The sequence below is a fragment of the Priestia sp. P1_B12_1 genome (assembly GCF_056406695.1).
On sequence record NZ_JBFTZR010000010.1, the window covers coordinates 20,281 to 34,860 of the forward strand.

Sequence of the window (14,580 nt, forward strand, 5' to 3'; positions counted from 1 at the left end):
AGGTCTGTAAAGTGATATCAGTTATAGTAGCCTCCCTCATCTTCTTAGTGACATTGATTTTTGTCATTTGGCAGCCAAAGAACTTGTCTATTGGTTGGTCAGCATGTGGAGGCGCAGTATTAGCTCTTTTAGCAGGTGTGGTTGATTTCCATGACGTGCTGGATGTAACTCAAATTGTATGGAATGCAACATTAACGTTTATTGCAGTTATTATTATTTCCTTAATTTTAGATGAAATTGGATTTTTCGAGTGGGCAGCTTTACATATGGCGCGTACTGCAGGAGGCAATGGCGTTCGCATGTTCGTTTATGTATCCCTCCTTGGAGCTGTAGTAGCAGCATTATTCGCAAACGATGGAGCAGCCTTAATTCTAACACCTATTGTACTTGCCATGGTACGAGCACTTAAATTTGAAGATAAAATGGTCTTCCCTTTTATTATCGCTAGTGGATTCATTGCAGATACAACATCGTTACCTCTTGTAGTAAGTAACTTGGTCAACATTGTATCAGCTGATTTCTTTGGTATTCGCTTTTCTGAATTTGCATCACGTATGATTGTGCCAGATCTGTTCTCACTTTTGGCAAGTATTGTTGTCTTATATTTGTACTTTCGTAAAAGCATCCCTAAGAAATACAATCTAGATGATTTACAGAAACCGGTTGAAGCCATTAAAGATAAGAAAATGTTCCGTTTATCAGGAATCGTTTTATTCATTTTAGTCCTTGGTTACTTTATTGGTGAGTTTTTCGATATTCCTGTTTCTATTATCGCAGGTATTATTGCGGTTTTATTCCTAGGAATAGCAAGAAAGAGTCCCGCTGTTCACACTAAAAAAGTGTTAGCAGGAGCTCCGTGGGCGATTGTTTTCTTTTCGATTGGTATGTATGTTGTTGTCTATGGATTACGTAATGTAGGGCTAACTGAAGTATTAGCAAGCCTCATCCAAGCAACCGCTGACCATGGATTGTTTGCCGCAACCATTGGCATGGGATTCATTGCAGCCATACTTTCATCGATTATGAACAACATGCCAACCGTGATGATTGATGCTTTGGCCATTGATGCAACTTCTGCAACAGGTACAATTAAAGAGGCCTTGATTTATGCAAACGTCATTGGTTCGGACTTAGGACCAAAAATTACACCTATTGGCTCTCTAGCCACTCTCTTATGGCTCCACGTTCTTTCGACAAAAGGAGTTAAGATTTCTTGGGGAACCTATTTTAAAACAGGTATTATCTTAACCATCCCAACATTGTTTATTACGCTTGTTGGTTTATATATTTGGTTATCAATTATTTCTTAACACATCATAAAGGAGATTTTACACATGTCTAAAAAAACACTTTATTTCTTATGTACAGGTAACTCTTGCCGTAGCCAAATGGCTGAAGGATGGGCAAAAAAATATCTAAATAATGATGAATGGCATGTACGCAGTGCAGGGTTAGAAGCTCATGGATTAAATCCTAACGCCGTAAAAGCAATGAAAGAAGCTGGTGTTGATATCTCAAACCAAACATCTGATGTCATTAACCCTGAAATTTTAAATAATGCGGATTTGGTCGTTACATTATGTGGCCATGCAGCAGATCACTGCCCAGTAACGCCTCCCCATGTGAAACGTGAACACTGGGGATTTGATGACCCAGCAAAAGCTGAAGGAACAGAAGAAGAAAAATGGGCGTTTTTCCAGCGTGTACGTGATGAAATTGCTGAACGTATTCAACGTTTTGCTGAAACAGGTACATAATTAATCAAGAAGCAGTCTATTTGTATAGACTGCTTTATTTCTTCCTGAAATCTGTTTTATAGTAACTAGGAATATCCGGAATGCGTTTATTAGTCTAACCAGATTTATAGATTCATATATACCCAAATTTAAAAATGTAGATGGTAATCGATTCTACTTATATAAAAAGCTACCTTTCCCCTAATTTCTATCATTTGATAAGTAAATGCTAAAGTATAAACTTACTTTTTATAAATATAAGATATTCTTTTAGCTAGTTTGTAGAAAAACTTTCGCCTTTACAATTAGATGCGTTTATTGTATGATTACACAACAGGAACATTTGTTCGACACTAAGGGTTTAGAGATGAATAAAGGAATACCAGAGCAAACTAAGACAGTTAAACACAAAATTTTCTCGCACGGAGCAAAAATATTTGAGCCAACTCTTATTCTTTATCGAAATACCTTGGCGTTTATTGTAAACGTAATAACAATCGGAGGTTTCAAATTATGAATGATAAAAAAGCAGCACTAGATATGGCTCTAAAACAAATTGAAAAACAATTCGGTACAGGATCAATTATTAAAATGGGCGAAGGCACACATACAAAAGTTGAGGCATCTAGTTCAGGCTCATTAGCTTTAGATATAGCTCTTGGAATTAATGGTTATCCCAAAGGAAGAATTATGGAAGTTTACGGGCCCGAAAGTTCAGGTAAAACAACCGTTTCCTTACACGCAATTGCAGAAGTACAAAAAAATGGAGGCCGAGCTGCCTTTATTGATGCTGAACACGCACTTGATCCAGTTTATGCAAGAAAACTAGGTGTAGATATTGATGAGTTACTGTTATCTCAACCAGATACTGGTGAACAGGCACTTGAAATTGCTGAAGCATTAGTTAGAAGTGGCGCTGTAGATATTATTGTTGTTGACTCAGTAGCTGCATTAGTTCCCCAAAAAGAAATTGAAGGAGAAATGGGAGATTCTCACGTAGGTCTACAAGCTCGTTTGATGTCTCAAGCTCTTCGTAAACTATCTGGAGCAATCAATAAGTCCAAAACCATTGCCATCTTCATCAACCAAATCAGGGAGAAAGTAGGCGTTATGTTTGGAAATCCGGAAACAACGCCAGGTGGAAGAGCACTAAAATTCTATTCTTCCGTTCGTCTTGAGGTTCGCCGTGCTGAACAACTTAAACTAGGAAATGACATAGTTGGTAACAAAACAAGAATTAAAGTAGTCAAAAATAAAATGGCGCCTCCTTTCCGCATTGCTGAAGTAGATATTATGTATGGAGAAGGTATATCAAGAGAAGGAGAAATCTTGGATATCGGTTCTGAAGTAGATATTGTTCAAAAGTCTGGATCTTGGTTTTCATATAATGAGGAGCGTTTAGGACAGGGACGAGAAAACGCTAAGATTTTCTTAAAAGAAAACCCTGAAATTAGAGAAGAAATTAGAAAAAGAATTATTGATTTCAAATATGGTGATAATATTAATAACGATAATGTTATAGATAACGATAGCGAAAACGAAAATCAATAAAGGCATAAAACACCTTTCCCACGGCTTGAACTGCACCCCATTATTAGATAAAAAAACTCTAATGATGGGGGTGTTTTTATGTCAAGGCTATTGATTTGCACCTAAATAAACACTACTCATATAGAGAACCAGCATGAATCTTCTTGCAATCCATTTGTATATTTACAATGAACGCACCTTTCTCTTTGTTTCAATGAAATAAAAAGTATAACCAGCAGATAGTGAAGTGAATAATTTTTCGGCCTTAAATAGAATCCCAGCGAGCAACTAAATAAAGAATATCTTCCAAAAAGAAATTTTCATTAAAAAAGCCTAGGTGATACGATAGTAGAACTTTCTATTTCTTTCCCCTTCCATATCCATCGATTCGCTTTATCTCTACTTTTATTTAGGTACACATTATGATTAAGTTGATTATATTTATTTGAGTAATGAAGATTGGCCAGAAGCAAATTAGATTTTACTGAAACCATAACATTATTGTTAATAGCGTTATGAGTTGCATGATATTGCATCAGTAATTGGCCACCATCCATGTTCATCGTATCATTTCCATATAAAATATTATGTTCAATAAGAGTATTTATCGTCCCTCCACGTTTTTTATCATAGCCTCCAATTGAAATTCCTGTAAAACGATTCTTATAAATCATATTCCGTATAACTTGAACATTGCTAGTTTGTTTACCATAGTGTTCACTTGCGATTTCTATTCCTAGATCGTTATGACTTGAAACGTTATGCTCAATAATAACATCTTTTCCTCCGTCTACGTAGATTCCCCCAGCGGAGTATTCATGTTTGTAAGCAGGATTTGAATAACTGCTGACGTTGTAAATATGGTTTTCACTAATGAGTCCTTCACGAGCTCGATCATATTTCTCAATAGGAGCTACTTTTTCAAAGCCAATTACGTCAATCCCAATATTATCAACGTTTCGAATTGTATTGGCATTGACGATAAAATCTTTAACATTTCCATTTAGAGTTAGTGCTTCACTAAAACCTAAGGTCAGGTTTTCAAGTAGGTTTCGCGATATTTCAATGTTTTCTAACGAACGCGGCGCTTTGGATCCATAAAAAGCTATTCCATGAGCGTTTCCATTTTTATGTGCAGTCTTAATATCGAAAATATGATTATTAATAATTCGAAGGTTCTTTCCACTTCCTTCTACTAAAATACCACATGGTGTATTTTGTTCCTTAGAAGTAGACGAATGACCTATATTCAAACCTTGAATTGTTATGTAGCTCTTATTTTTTATGCTAACTAGCCCTCCATCTGTAGAACGGCTTTTTATTTTTTCTCCACTAATAAGAGGCTTTTCACTTTTATAGTTCCTGAAGATAATAGGCTTTTGTTTAGTACCTGAACGGCTAATAATTAATTGTTCATAGTAGATACCGCCTCTGATGTAAACGGTAGTTCCGGGCTGAGCTACTTCACTTGCCTTTCTTAATGTTCTAAAAGGTTTGCTTTTAGTACCCAGGTTTTTGTCATCCCCTGTAGGAGAAACATAAATTTCATGATGTATTATAGGAGCTGCTGAAGGTTGATTAGCTGCCTCAACCCTTTGGTTTATACAGCATAGTAAAATAAGAAGAATACCAACTGCTTTTTTCATAAGATCCTCCTTAAAGTTAATGAATTTCACTTGCGAGATTTTTAAATTATACTATGGTTCTTTTCATAAGGATGTAAATAATCGCACTATATCTTATTATTTTTTAAAACTACAGCAATTTTTACATTTAAAAAGGAAAGTGCTAAAGTAATGCTAGAATGTGGAGGTTTGAGAAATGAATAAGGAACTTAAGTTACGTCCTTTGGAAAGAGAAGATTTAAAATTTGTCCATGAACTCAATAATGATGCAAACATTATGTCTTATTGGTTTGAAGAGCCTTATGAAGCTTTTGTAGAGCTACAGGACTTATATGATAAACATATTCACGATCAAGGTGAGCGTCGTTTCATCCTTGAAAAGGAGGGGGATATGCTTGGGTTAGTGGAATTAGTCGAAATTGATTATATTCATCGTAGAGCAGAGTTTCAAATTATCATCGACCCTGCGTATCAAGGTCATGGCTACGCCATGGTTGCCACAAACCTAGCAATGAATTATGCCTTTTCGGTATTGAATATGCATAAACTTTACTTAATTGTAGACAAGGAAAATGAAAAAGCAATTCATATCTATAAGAAGGTTGGTTTCTCTATTGAAGGTGAGTTAAAAGATGAATTTTTTGTTGATGGAAGCTATCATAATGCTATAAGAATGTGTATGTTTCAAAAAGAATATTTACAAACCAAAAATAAAAACTAAGGTTGAACTAGTATAAGAGTCCTGGTCACCTAAAAAAGAAGAAAGAATGAAATTGGGCTTCTAGTATAGGAGTAAAAAATCCTGAAGGAGAAACGTGCAAACCATTTAAATATGATAACATTGTAAATTATAGAAACCATAAGGATGGTATTATGAGTACATTTAATCCAACAGGATTGCTATTATTCTTAATAATTATTGGTTTAATAGGATTCCTAGCTTTTAAAGTTGTTAAAAGGTTAAAAAAGAAATAAGTAACAAGAAGGACCTGCTATCAAAACAGCAGGTTCTTTTTAATAAGAAGATACATAATACCAGTTTTTATGTACTTTTTTTATTTGTTTAAAATCCCCGTTAAAATCGCTTTTTGAAGGTTTGTTATCGTTTGGGTTATATACAAATCCCGAAAAATTGTCTAGCATCCCACGGTATGTAAAGAAAAGAATTGATTTAGCCTTTCCTTTTGTTTCTACTGCGATGTCGCCCCCACCTTTAGACAATTGAGTATACTTTTTAGGTAATTGAATAAGTGATGGACTATCAGATACATTAGGTTTAATAACACCATTTTCTATTTTAGTTGCAACCTCTTCTCTCTTATCTTGATGGATTTTAAAGTTGAGATCTAAGTTGACTTGATTGAATGGAAATGAAAACCATAATGAGATAGTAATGAGCTGAATAAGAAACGGCTGCCACTTTCTCTTTTTAAAAAGATGAATTAATGTCCATATAGTCATTATGATAAAGAAAGCATATACAAATAACCAAATAGGTAACATTAAAAATTCCGTTATAATATCAGCCAGATCCCACTGGAACAAGGACACTAAAATAACGAACAAACTACTAATTAGCGATAAAAGCAACAATCGACTGCGTTTCACACATTTTCCTCTTCCTAAAATAATTCTTTTTTACCTTAATTATATATTAAAACCCTTATAAAAGCGTATGTATAATTCATACATAATTTGTTAACACAATCACTCTTCCAGAAAACATTATAAAAAAGGACCCTTGACGAAGGATAGTTCTTCCAAGGATCCTTTTTCCGGAGTATGCAGCTTTTTATACATTGTTGACTGATCAACGTTTTCTCAGTAGGTGGATGAGAAACTAATGTATAAGAAGTGCACCTTTTATACATATGTTAATTTTTAAAAATATAGTATTTTCAGGTGAAACTGCCTCTTTTTTTTAGTAAACCTTCATAAGATATTCTGATAACATCCAAATTTAAGATGATATACAAATTTCTATTCTGCATGCTTATAAACATCCGGTCTCAGGCTTTCAAATATTGGAATGTATGTTTGTTGTTCTGTAACTTTCTGTATATCAATTTCCGCTGTTATAATCTCTTCTTGATCTTCCCCCTCTTCTACGATGTTTCCATTGGGATCAATGACCATTGAATGCCCCGCGTATGTGTTGCCGACATGATTTTCATTACTCACTTTTCCCACGCTGTTACATGCAATGACATAAACACAATTTTCTATAGCTCTTGCCCTCAATAGTGTTCTCCAATGGTCTATATTTCTGGTAGTCCATTGTGCAACGTAGAATATGACTTTTGCACCTTGAGACGTTGGGTAGCGTGTGATTTCTGGAAAACGTAAATCATAGCATATAATTTGACTGGCTTTGATATTGTTAATCTCAAAGACATCTGGGACTTCATCTCCCCCTGTTAAATAATGATGTTCATCCAACATCGGCACGAGATGTATCTTATCTTTTTGATAGAGCAGCTTACCCGTTTTTGATACAGCAAAGGCTGTATTATAAATATTTTCATTTCTTTTATTTGAAACTGAACCTGCAATGATATTCACTTGATGATTGATTGCTAAACGTTGAATAAAGGGAAAAGCTCTCTTTAAATCAATATCTGCTTTTTCTGCTACATTTTTTAAATCATAACCTGTATTCCACATTTCAGGTATCACAACAATCTCAGTATCTATATGCAGCTTTTCTTCAAATAAGGACTCAATGCGTTTTTCATTTTGCTTAACTTCACCTTCTATAATCTCTGTTTGAAATAATTGTATTTTCATTTTTCTCCCTCTTATTCATATATAAATTTATAAATAGGATATAAATCACAGTTGTATTTGACATCTTCGCCATGTGATGAAGAAATAATAGAAGGTTTAATTTCATCTATAATTCGTCCGCTATTAATATTTTCACCCATATCAACTGTAAACTTTCGAATCGGCGGATGTAAGGATTCAGCATTAGAAAAGAATAAGTCTCCAGTTAGCAGCACATTGTCATCTTTATGGTGGTATATCACATGTCCTGGTGTATGACCAGGTGTTAAATACACATCTAAAGGTAACTTTTTAATGATGTTGTTACTTAGACTTTCAACTTGATGTTCCACCCCTGTTGTTTCCTTTTCTGCCTTATTTGGATATGGTTTTTCGCCATTGATAAAAGGCGCTTCAACTTCGTGGGCGTAAATAGGAATATTTAAATTATCTCTTAAATACTTGGCGCCATTAATGTGATCTAAATGGCCATGTGTGAGTAAAATACTTTTGGGGATACCTAAAGATTTTGCTATATTTAACTGAGTATGTGCATAGTCTTTCATTCCTGTATCAATGATATGAACACTCTCACCATCTAGCACGTACCATGTATTAATTTTGACAGGAATTTCTACAACAGTTTTGTAAGTAAGTTTGTAAATATGTCTAGAAATTTGGACAAATTCCAATTGATGCACCTTCTTTTGTTTTATTTGATAATATAAGTTTAGTAAGAAAAAATAGACGTAACAAGAAGGCACAATTTTGTTACTAGCCATTGAGGTGAAAAAATGTCAGACTTTAAAAGTGATCAATACGGTCCTTGTACGTTAACTGTAAAGCGCGCTTGTCCAATTGAGTTAACGATGCATATGATGGGTGGTAAATGGAAAGGGATTATTTTATCTTTGTTATCAAAATCACCCATGTATTATAATGCAATGCGCCGTGAAATACCGGGTATTACCCAGCGTATCCTTACACTGCAGCTTAGGGATATGGAAAAAAAAGGATTGATTGAAAGAGAAGAAACAAACGATAACCCTAAAAGGGTTTTATATTATTTAACAGATCTTGGAGAAAGTTTTGTCCCAATACTAAAATCTTTAGAGAAGTGGGGCAATGTTTATATAAGTCAGCAGGAAGAGGAATTAAAAAAATTGTAATGTTTTAAATAAACTCCTTAAATATATTTTACTTCTTTTTAATGACGCCTTGTTTTTTATAATGTAAGTACTTAATTAAGTAGTATCCGCGAAACTATATTAACTTGAAAATGCAAACTCATTCAATGAGAAAAGCCTTTACCATGGCGGTAAAGGCTCTTCCTATGCTCTTCCCTAATGGGAATCTCTTGTTATCTTTATCTCTATTTTTAATTAAGGTCTATGAAAATTGACTGTTTTCTCGTCATCTCCTGTTCGTTCAAACCACCCTCTGAAAGCCCAGTTATCATAACCTCCATCGCCTTCATTAATAAATGTTCCTTCTTCAAATACCCAGACACCATAGGTAATACCATCATAATCTACGGTGTCAAAATATTGAACACCTTGTAATTGATCTGAATTATACCCTTGGCTCAAATTCATAACCACTACATTGTATTGTTGACCTGATTCAAAGAATGCTTTTTCCATTGCTCCCTTGACGAAACCACTTCGATTGTCGGCTGATTTAGCCGCATCTGCAATCGCTTGTCCTATAGCTACGGGATCAACTGTTACGTCTCCTCCAACTTCTGCAGCCTCTGCAGAGCCTGCAGAACCTCCTAAATTCGGTAGAGCTAATGGCGTCGCTAACACAGCTAAACCTACGGCAGAAGCTACAACAGCTTGTTTCGCTTTTCTCATTTGATCTCCTCCTATTTTTAGGTGATTCTTAGAACATTTACCCTTTGTTACCAAATTAAAATAAAAAAGGTATTATAATTAAGAATAGGAGATGGATAATTTTCTTCTTTTAAAGCTTTTGTCCAACCAAACCTAAGTTTATAAGTTTCTTTCTAAAAGCTCTCCTGCTTTTTCTGCCATTTCTCACGGTGAATATGGCATTTCATTTTTGAGCCACCACTCAACTACGCTGACGTACGCATTAGCAACAAATTCAGCAAGTAATAATTCATTTAGTTTTACATACAGCTTTTCTCTTTATAAATCTTTTTTGATCTTTACTCACGGGTGTTACCAATCGATTTGTTTCTTATCTCTGAAAAGCTTTTCATTGGGTTCTTCAGAGCCAATTGCTGCTAGCCATAAAATGAAAAGCAAGTAATCATGTGATCAGTTTCTTAAAACGGCATATATACGTTATGCTTATAACTTATTAAACCATTCATCATCAACAGGTTCTAGCCATTCTGTTTCTCCTGGTGTCATTGCTAAGTGCACAAACCAGCTATCCTTTGTGGCGCCATGCCAATGTTTCACATTTGGCGGGATGTTCACGACATCACCTTTTTTTATTAACTGTGCTGCTTTACCTTCTTCTTGATACCAGCCTTCTCCAGCTGTTACTAATAATACTTGTCCAACTTTATGAGAGTGCCAGTTATTACGAGATCCTGGAGCAAAAGTTACATTTCCAATAGATGTGTTAAGCGGCTTTTCGTCTGTAAATACCATTTTTAAATAGGCATCTCCACTAAAGTTGGCTTCCACTTTTTGTCCTAATGGAAAGATTATGCTATTACTTAATTTTTCATGCTTCATATTTATTCTCTCTCCTTTTAACCGATATAAATTTTTTCAGCAATATTAAAAGCAGACCATGCTTTGGGCCACCCTGCATAAAACGAAAGATGAGTAATCACTTCTACAATTTCGTCTTTGGTTACTCCGTTTTTCTTTGCTTTTTGAAGATGCGGCGTTAATTGCTCAAAGTTTCCACCCGCAATTAAGGAAGAAACTGTAATCATACTTCGATCACGCGGAGATAACTCTTTCTCTCGCGCCCATACTTCGCCAAACAAAACATCATCATTAAGCTCAGCAAACTTTGGAGCAAATTCCCCTAACAGTTCTCGTCCTGCGGTTTGTTTTTCCAGCATCTCTCTCTCATCCTTTCTTTCTATTTTGATCGTTACAACAGATGTAGTATAATGCTTAAACTTAGGTTTAAGTCAACAAGAGAATGTCGATGTTTTAAGAAGAAATTCATTATTGACTTAAAGTCGACTTTAAATGATAAGTTCAATAGATATAAGGAGACAATACTAAAGAAAAAACAATTATATATAACTGATTTTAAGCATTCAGTATTAGTCCAAATAAATGATAGAAAAGGTGAATACGATGGCTTATTCAATTGGAGAATTTGCAAAAATCCTTGGCGTAACAGCAAGTTCACTCAGATATTATGAAAGACAAGGTTTGCTTACACCTAATAGGGATGAGAATAATTTACGAAGATATACGGATGATGATATTGAATGGGCGAAGTTTCTCCTCCATTTAAAAAATTCAGGTATGTTAATAACAGAGTTAAAACAATACACTAAATGGCGTGCGATAGGTGATAAAACAATCCAAGAGAGATTACATCTACTTGAAAACCGCAAACACCTTGTACAACAGGAGATACAAACTTTACAACAGAGTTTAGACATTTTAAATCGTAAAATTGAATTTTATAACGATCGGTTAAGAGGCGAATTATATGATTTTGTTCTTTATCCAAATGAAGAATCAAACTCATAACATAAGACAATAGAAAAAGTTTTCTATTGTCTTATGTTTAGGTGGAAATCTCTTTTCTAAAATGTATTTTTTTAATCTATTCGGCTAGTATAGGAATGAACAAAATTGCTTGTCCCCCTTTGATCGTCTGTTAGAAAAAGTTGAGGTAACTCATTCAACATGATAACCAACTATTATTTAATGGATTTAGTTGCCAGATAACAAGGCATATATTCAGTGATTTTTCCTTTTTGGTGATGATCTTCATAAAGAGCTTGTAGAGTGAATCCAGCTTTTAGCTGTCCTCCAATTTGAGTTTCTAAAGAATGACTAAACTGTACACCGCCGTTCTTTATAAGTTCTTCATCATTTTCTATCGTACTTTTAGTTCCGTCATAAGGTAATTTATGAACCACTTGTAATTCTTTCTCATCTTCGCCAAATAAATAGAGAGCAGGGTTTGCAAAGCCAGATAGCAGAACGCCACCTTTTTTAGAACTCTAAAACATTCTTGCCAAACGTGTTCAACATCTTGAATATAGCAGTTTGATACGGGATTAAAAATCATATTGAACGTCTCATCTTCAAAGGGAAATGTCTTACTCATATCGCCTTTAACTAAATCAATAGAATAACCTTCTCTAGCGGACACCATTTTTTCTAATTCTAATTGTTTATCAGAGTAGTCAAACACTGTAACTTCTGCATGCTGCGCTGCAAAGACCGGGCACTGCTGTCCTCCTCCGCTAGCAAGTCCTAATATTTTTGCTTCCTTAAATGGAATAAACCAGTGATGCGGAACAGGCTTACAAGGTGTTAAGTAGATATCAAAATTACCTTGAGTTGCATCTACAAAATCTTGATGATTAATAGCTAATGACCATTCTCCTCCAGCTGAAGCCCATTCATCCCACATTTTTGAGTTGATTTTTGTATAATTAGATTTTTGCGCCATAGTTAATCCCCCTTTACCTTTTGAATGTTTTGTTTAATTTTACCATGTTGCTAGAAGAATAATTTAGATGTACTAAATAAATTTTTCTGTTTCAGATAATTAATCTGTACTGGATAAGTACTTAATAGATATTTTTTAAATAAAAAACACCCTTTTGAAAAATCACAAGGGTGTTTGTATCTTAAATATAAAAGTTTGTATATAAACAGGGTACGATTTTTATTTTTAATGGCTTGTCTCGAAGCTTTCAGCCATCATTAGGTCATTTTTGTAGGCAGCCATTGCGAGTTCATATCGCACCTTTTGACCCGCTTCTACAAAATCAGCTTCCTTCACAAGGCCTGATAATGAATATTGGTGACCTTTAAAACCTACGTTCAGTTCAGTAATTTGATTGAATTGAAAACTTTCTATAGGAATTCCATTCACATCTTTCAACAAATAGTGGCCATATTTCTCGTTACATGTTTGTGCTACCTGCTCCATTACTTTGAAAGCATCGTCCGGGTTTTGTCTATAGTTGAGAATAAGACTTTCATTTACCCGGCGTCTTCCTCGGGTTCCGTTCTGAAGTTCCGTAATGTTGCTATATGAGACGGTATAGAGGTAGCCGTCATATTGACGAATCTTTAAGTAGCGCATCGTAATTTCTTCTATTTTCCCTTGACGGTTTCCGTTGAGGATAACATAATCTCCGTGGTGGATCTGGCGTTCAAACAAGTAAGTCAGTCCCATTATATAATCACGAATGATATGCTGGAGGATTATTGCCAGGGCACTGGCCAACACTACCGAACTAGTGAGAATCTTTCCGAAGTCAAAGAAATGGCTAAGCACATAAATAAAGAAAAAAGCCAGCCCCAATACTCTTGTGACCTGATTAGAAAAGTGCATGAGCGTCTCTTCTCGTTTTTCATCTAAAAAGCTCGTTTTATCAAAGAAAAGCTTAATGAATTTGCGAATAAAATAAACGATAAGTACAATCAGCAGCCCTACCGTTAAAACCTTTACGGGAAACTGCTGGAAAAATTCAGTAAAAACCAACTTACCCACTCCTTATTTCTAACACTATACCAAAAGAATGTACGTAAAGACAAAAATCTTCTGTTCTTCACAAACCTTAATGATAATAGCACGGTTTTATCAAAAAAAGAAGCGGTATCTATGCTTCTTGAGAGTCGGTATATTGGTAATAACCTCTCAATTAATTGAAATTAAAGGGTTAAGGTGAACTGTAATAGACTAATTTTCTTCGTTATATCTTGGTAATTAAGTCAATATACTGTCTATTTTAATTTTGACAATTCTAAGGAGGCTATTCTGTTACACTAAAGTAGGCAAAGAAATCATGATCGTTCGTAAGCAAAAGTTGTCCTTTTTTTATCTAATTAGATATACTAAAAAGGCACTCTAATTTAATACTACTTTTAAAAAATGCAAGACAACCGATATGAAGTAAAGGAGAAAAATCATGAACCAGCACACACAACCTTTAAACCCTATCGCTTTCCACCTAGGTCCACTTGAAGTCCATTGGTATGGAATCATTATAGGGATAGGAGCTTTCTTAGGCTTCTTGTTAGCCTCGAAAGAAGGAAAGAAACGAGGGATCTCTTCAGAAACCATCTCTGATTTACTTCTGCTAGCACTACCGATTGCTATCATTACAGCTCGAATTTATTACGTGCTTTTTGAATGGAGTTATTATAAAGAACATTCGAGTGAAATTATCGCAATTTGGCATGGAGGCATAGCCATTCACGGTGGAATTATTGGATCTGTATTAACAGCTATATGGTTTTGCAGAAAAAAGAATCTTTCTTTTTGGAAAATGGCTGATGTTTTAGCTCCTAGCTTATTATTAGGACAAGCTATTGGCCGGTGGGGAAACTTTATGAATCAAGAAGCACATGGCGGACCTGTTACACGTCAGTTTTTAGAAACTTTACATTTACCTGATTTTATTATTAACCAAATGTATATCAATGGAACTTATTATCATCCTACGTTTCTCTATGAATCACTTTGGAACATCATAGGTGTTCTTGTCCTAATCGTACTAAGAAAATCCTTGTTAAAAAGAGGCGAAGTCTTTCTTACTTACCTGCTATGGTATTCGATAGGAAGATTTTTTATAGAAGGATTGCGTACAGATAGCTTAATGCTAACTTCTCATATCAGAATAGCTCAATTAGTGTCTTTCCTTTGCGTATTAGGCAGTTTGATATTGCTATGGTATAGACGTAAAAAAGGCTTAGCAACTAGCAAGGCTGTCTTTCTCTCATAAG

17 protein-coding genes and 1 pseudogene are annotated in these 14,580 nt (G+C 34.9%); 7 read left to right on the plus strand and 11 right to left on the minus strand.

Features of this window, described 5'->3' with window-relative positions; all coding sequences use genetic code 11:
• The first annotated feature begins 11 nt into the window (after positions 1-11).
• The 3 genes from AC1D0Y_RS23650 to recA all read left to right on the plus strand — a co-directional run bounded on the left by AC1D0Y_RS23650 (position 12) and on the right by recA (position 3,287).
• Positions 12-1,310, plus strand: coding sequence for an arsenic transporter (locus AC1D0Y_RS23650; protein ID WP_102813327.1), 1,299 nt, complete (start codon positions 12-14; stop codon positions 1,308-1,310).
• A gap of 24 nt (positions 1,311-1,334) precedes the next feature.
• Complete coding sequence (gene arsC, locus AC1D0Y_RS23655; protein ID WP_477707954.1) at positions 1,335-1,757, plus strand: arsenate reductase (thioredoxin); 423 nt, start codon at positions 1,335-1,337, stop codon at positions 1,755-1,757.
• 492 nt (positions 1,758-2,249) lie between these two features.
• Positions 2,250-3,287, plus strand: a complete 1,038-nt coding sequence (gene recA, locus AC1D0Y_RS23660; protein WP_043981848.1) for a recombinase RecA — start codon at positions 2,250-2,252, stop codon at positions 3,285-3,287.
• Between the two features lie 302 nt (positions 3,288-3,589).
• On the opposite strand, the gene AC1D0Y_RS23665 is transcribed toward recA, so the two are convergent.
• Positions 3,590-4,912: a DUF1565 domain-containing protein gene (locus tag AC1D0Y_RS23665; protein ID WP_098433996.1), complete on the minus strand. Its 1,323-nt coding sequence runs from the start codon at positions 4,910-4,912 to the stop codon at positions 3,590-3,592.
• Between the two features lie 175 nt (positions 4,913-5,087).
• Here AC1D0Y_RS23665 and speG point away from each other — a divergent pair, with 175 nt between their 5' ends.
• Positions 5,088-5,612: a spermidine N1-acetyltransferase gene (gene speG / locus AC1D0Y_RS23670; RefSeq protein WP_060745059.1), complete on the plus strand. Its 525-nt coding sequence runs from the start codon at positions 5,088-5,090 to the stop codon at positions 5,610-5,612.
• 293 nt (positions 5,613-5,905) lie between these two features.
• Here the strand turns inward: speG and AC1D0Y_RS23675 are convergent, their stop codons facing one another.
• The 3 genes from AC1D0Y_RS23675 to AC1D0Y_RS23685 all read right to left on the minus strand — a co-directional run bounded on the left by AC1D0Y_RS23675 (position 5,906) and on the right by AC1D0Y_RS23685 (position 8,349).
• Complete coding sequence (locus AC1D0Y_RS23675) at positions 5,906-6,499, minus strand: hypothetical protein (protein WP_060745058.1); 594 nt, start codon at positions 6,497-6,499, stop codon at positions 5,906-5,908.
• 372 nt (positions 6,500-6,871) lie between these two features.
• Positions 6,872-7,678, minus strand: a complete 807-nt coding sequence (locus AC1D0Y_RS23680) for a carbon-nitrogen family hydrolase (RefSeq protein WP_477707955.1) — start codon at positions 7,676-7,678, stop codon at positions 6,872-6,874.
• Between the two features lie 11 nt (positions 7,679-7,689).
• Positions 7,690-8,349 (minus strand): MBL fold metallo-hydrolase, encoded by a 660-nt coding sequence (locus AC1D0Y_RS23685; protein ID WP_060745056.1) that lies wholly within the window; start codon positions 8,347-8,349, stop codon positions 7,690-7,692.
• Positions 8,350-8,451: 102 nt separating this feature from the next.
• Between AC1D0Y_RS23685 and AC1D0Y_RS23690 the strand changes: the two genes are divergently transcribed.
• Positions 8,452-8,826: a winged helix-turn-helix transcriptional regulator gene (locus tag AC1D0Y_RS23690; RefSeq protein ID WP_060745055.1), complete on the plus strand. Its 375-nt coding sequence runs from the start codon at positions 8,452-8,454 to the stop codon at positions 8,824-8,826.
• Between the two features lie 213 nt (positions 8,827-9,039).
• Here the strand turns inward: AC1D0Y_RS23690 and AC1D0Y_RS23695 are convergent, their stop codons facing one another.
• The 4 genes and pseudogenes from AC1D0Y_RS23695 to AC1D0Y_RS23710 all read right to left on the minus strand — a co-directional run bounded on the left by AC1D0Y_RS23695 (position 9,040) and on the right by AC1D0Y_RS23710 (position 10,709).
• A complete protein-coding gene (locus tag AC1D0Y_RS23695) occupies positions 9,040-9,513 on the minus strand; it encodes a hypothetical protein (RefSeq protein WP_060745054.1) in 474 nt (157 codons plus the stop codon).
• Positions 9,514-9,696: 183 nt separating this feature from the next.
• Positions 9,697-9,774 (minus strand): annotated as a pseudogene (locus AC1D0Y_RS23700) (TetR-like C-terminal domain-containing protein); the annotation flags it as partial.
• A gap of 201 nt (positions 9,775-9,975) precedes the next feature.
• Positions 9,976-10,371: a cupin domain-containing protein gene (locus tag AC1D0Y_RS23705; RefSeq protein ID WP_477707956.1), complete on the minus strand. Its 396-nt coding sequence runs from the start codon at positions 10,369-10,371 to the stop codon at positions 9,976-9,978.
• Positions 10,372-10,388: 17 nt separating this feature from the next.
• Positions 10,389-10,709 (minus strand): carboxymuconolactone decarboxylase family protein, encoded by a 321-nt coding sequence (locus AC1D0Y_RS23710; protein ID WP_477707957.1) that lies wholly within the window; start codon positions 10,707-10,709, stop codon positions 10,389-10,391.
• 244 nt (positions 10,710-10,953) lie between these two features.
• On the opposite strand from AC1D0Y_RS23710, the gene AC1D0Y_RS23715 reads away from it, so the two are divergent.
• The gene (locus tag AC1D0Y_RS23715) at positions 10,954-11,358 is read left to right on the plus strand and encodes a MerR family transcriptional regulator (RefSeq protein ID WP_060745052.1); all 405 of its coding nucleotides are present in this window, start codon (positions 10,954-10,956) and stop codon (positions 11,356-11,358) included.
• Positions 11,359-11,531: 173 nt separating this feature from the next.
• Here AC1D0Y_RS23715 and AC1D0Y_RS23720 read toward each other — a convergent pair whose 3' ends face one another.
• The 3 genes from AC1D0Y_RS23720 to AC1D0Y_RS23730 all read right to left on the minus strand — a co-directional run bounded on the left by AC1D0Y_RS23720 (position 11,532) and on the right by AC1D0Y_RS23730 (position 13,336).
• The gene (locus tag AC1D0Y_RS23720; RefSeq protein ID WP_477707958.1) at positions 11,532-11,753 is read right to left on the minus strand and encodes a hypothetical protein; all 222 of its coding nucleotides are present in this window, start codon (positions 11,751-11,753) and stop codon (positions 11,532-11,534) included.
• Positions 11,711-12,292 (minus strand): class I SAM-dependent methyltransferase, encoded by a 582-nt coding sequence (locus AC1D0Y_RS23725; protein ID WP_477707959.1) that lies wholly within the window; start codon positions 12,290-12,292, stop codon positions 11,711-11,713. Before AC1D0Y_RS23725 ends, AC1D0Y_RS23720 begins: the two co-directional genes overlap by 43 nt.
• 225 nt (positions 12,293-12,517) lie before the next feature.
• Entirely contained in the window at positions 12,518-13,336 is an 819-nt protein-coding gene (locus AC1D0Y_RS23730; protein ID WP_060745050.1) for a mechanosensitive ion channel family protein, read from the minus strand.
• Positions 13,337-13,763: 427 nt separating this feature from the next.
• On the opposite strand from AC1D0Y_RS23730, the gene lgt reads away from it, so the two are divergent.
• Positions 13,764-14,579, plus strand: a complete 816-nt coding sequence (lgt, locus tag AC1D0Y_RS23735; RefSeq protein ID WP_060745047.1) for a prolipoprotein diacylglyceryl transferase — start codon at positions 13,764-13,766, stop codon at positions 14,577-14,579.
• The last annotated feature ends 1 nt before the right edge of the window (position 14,580 follow it).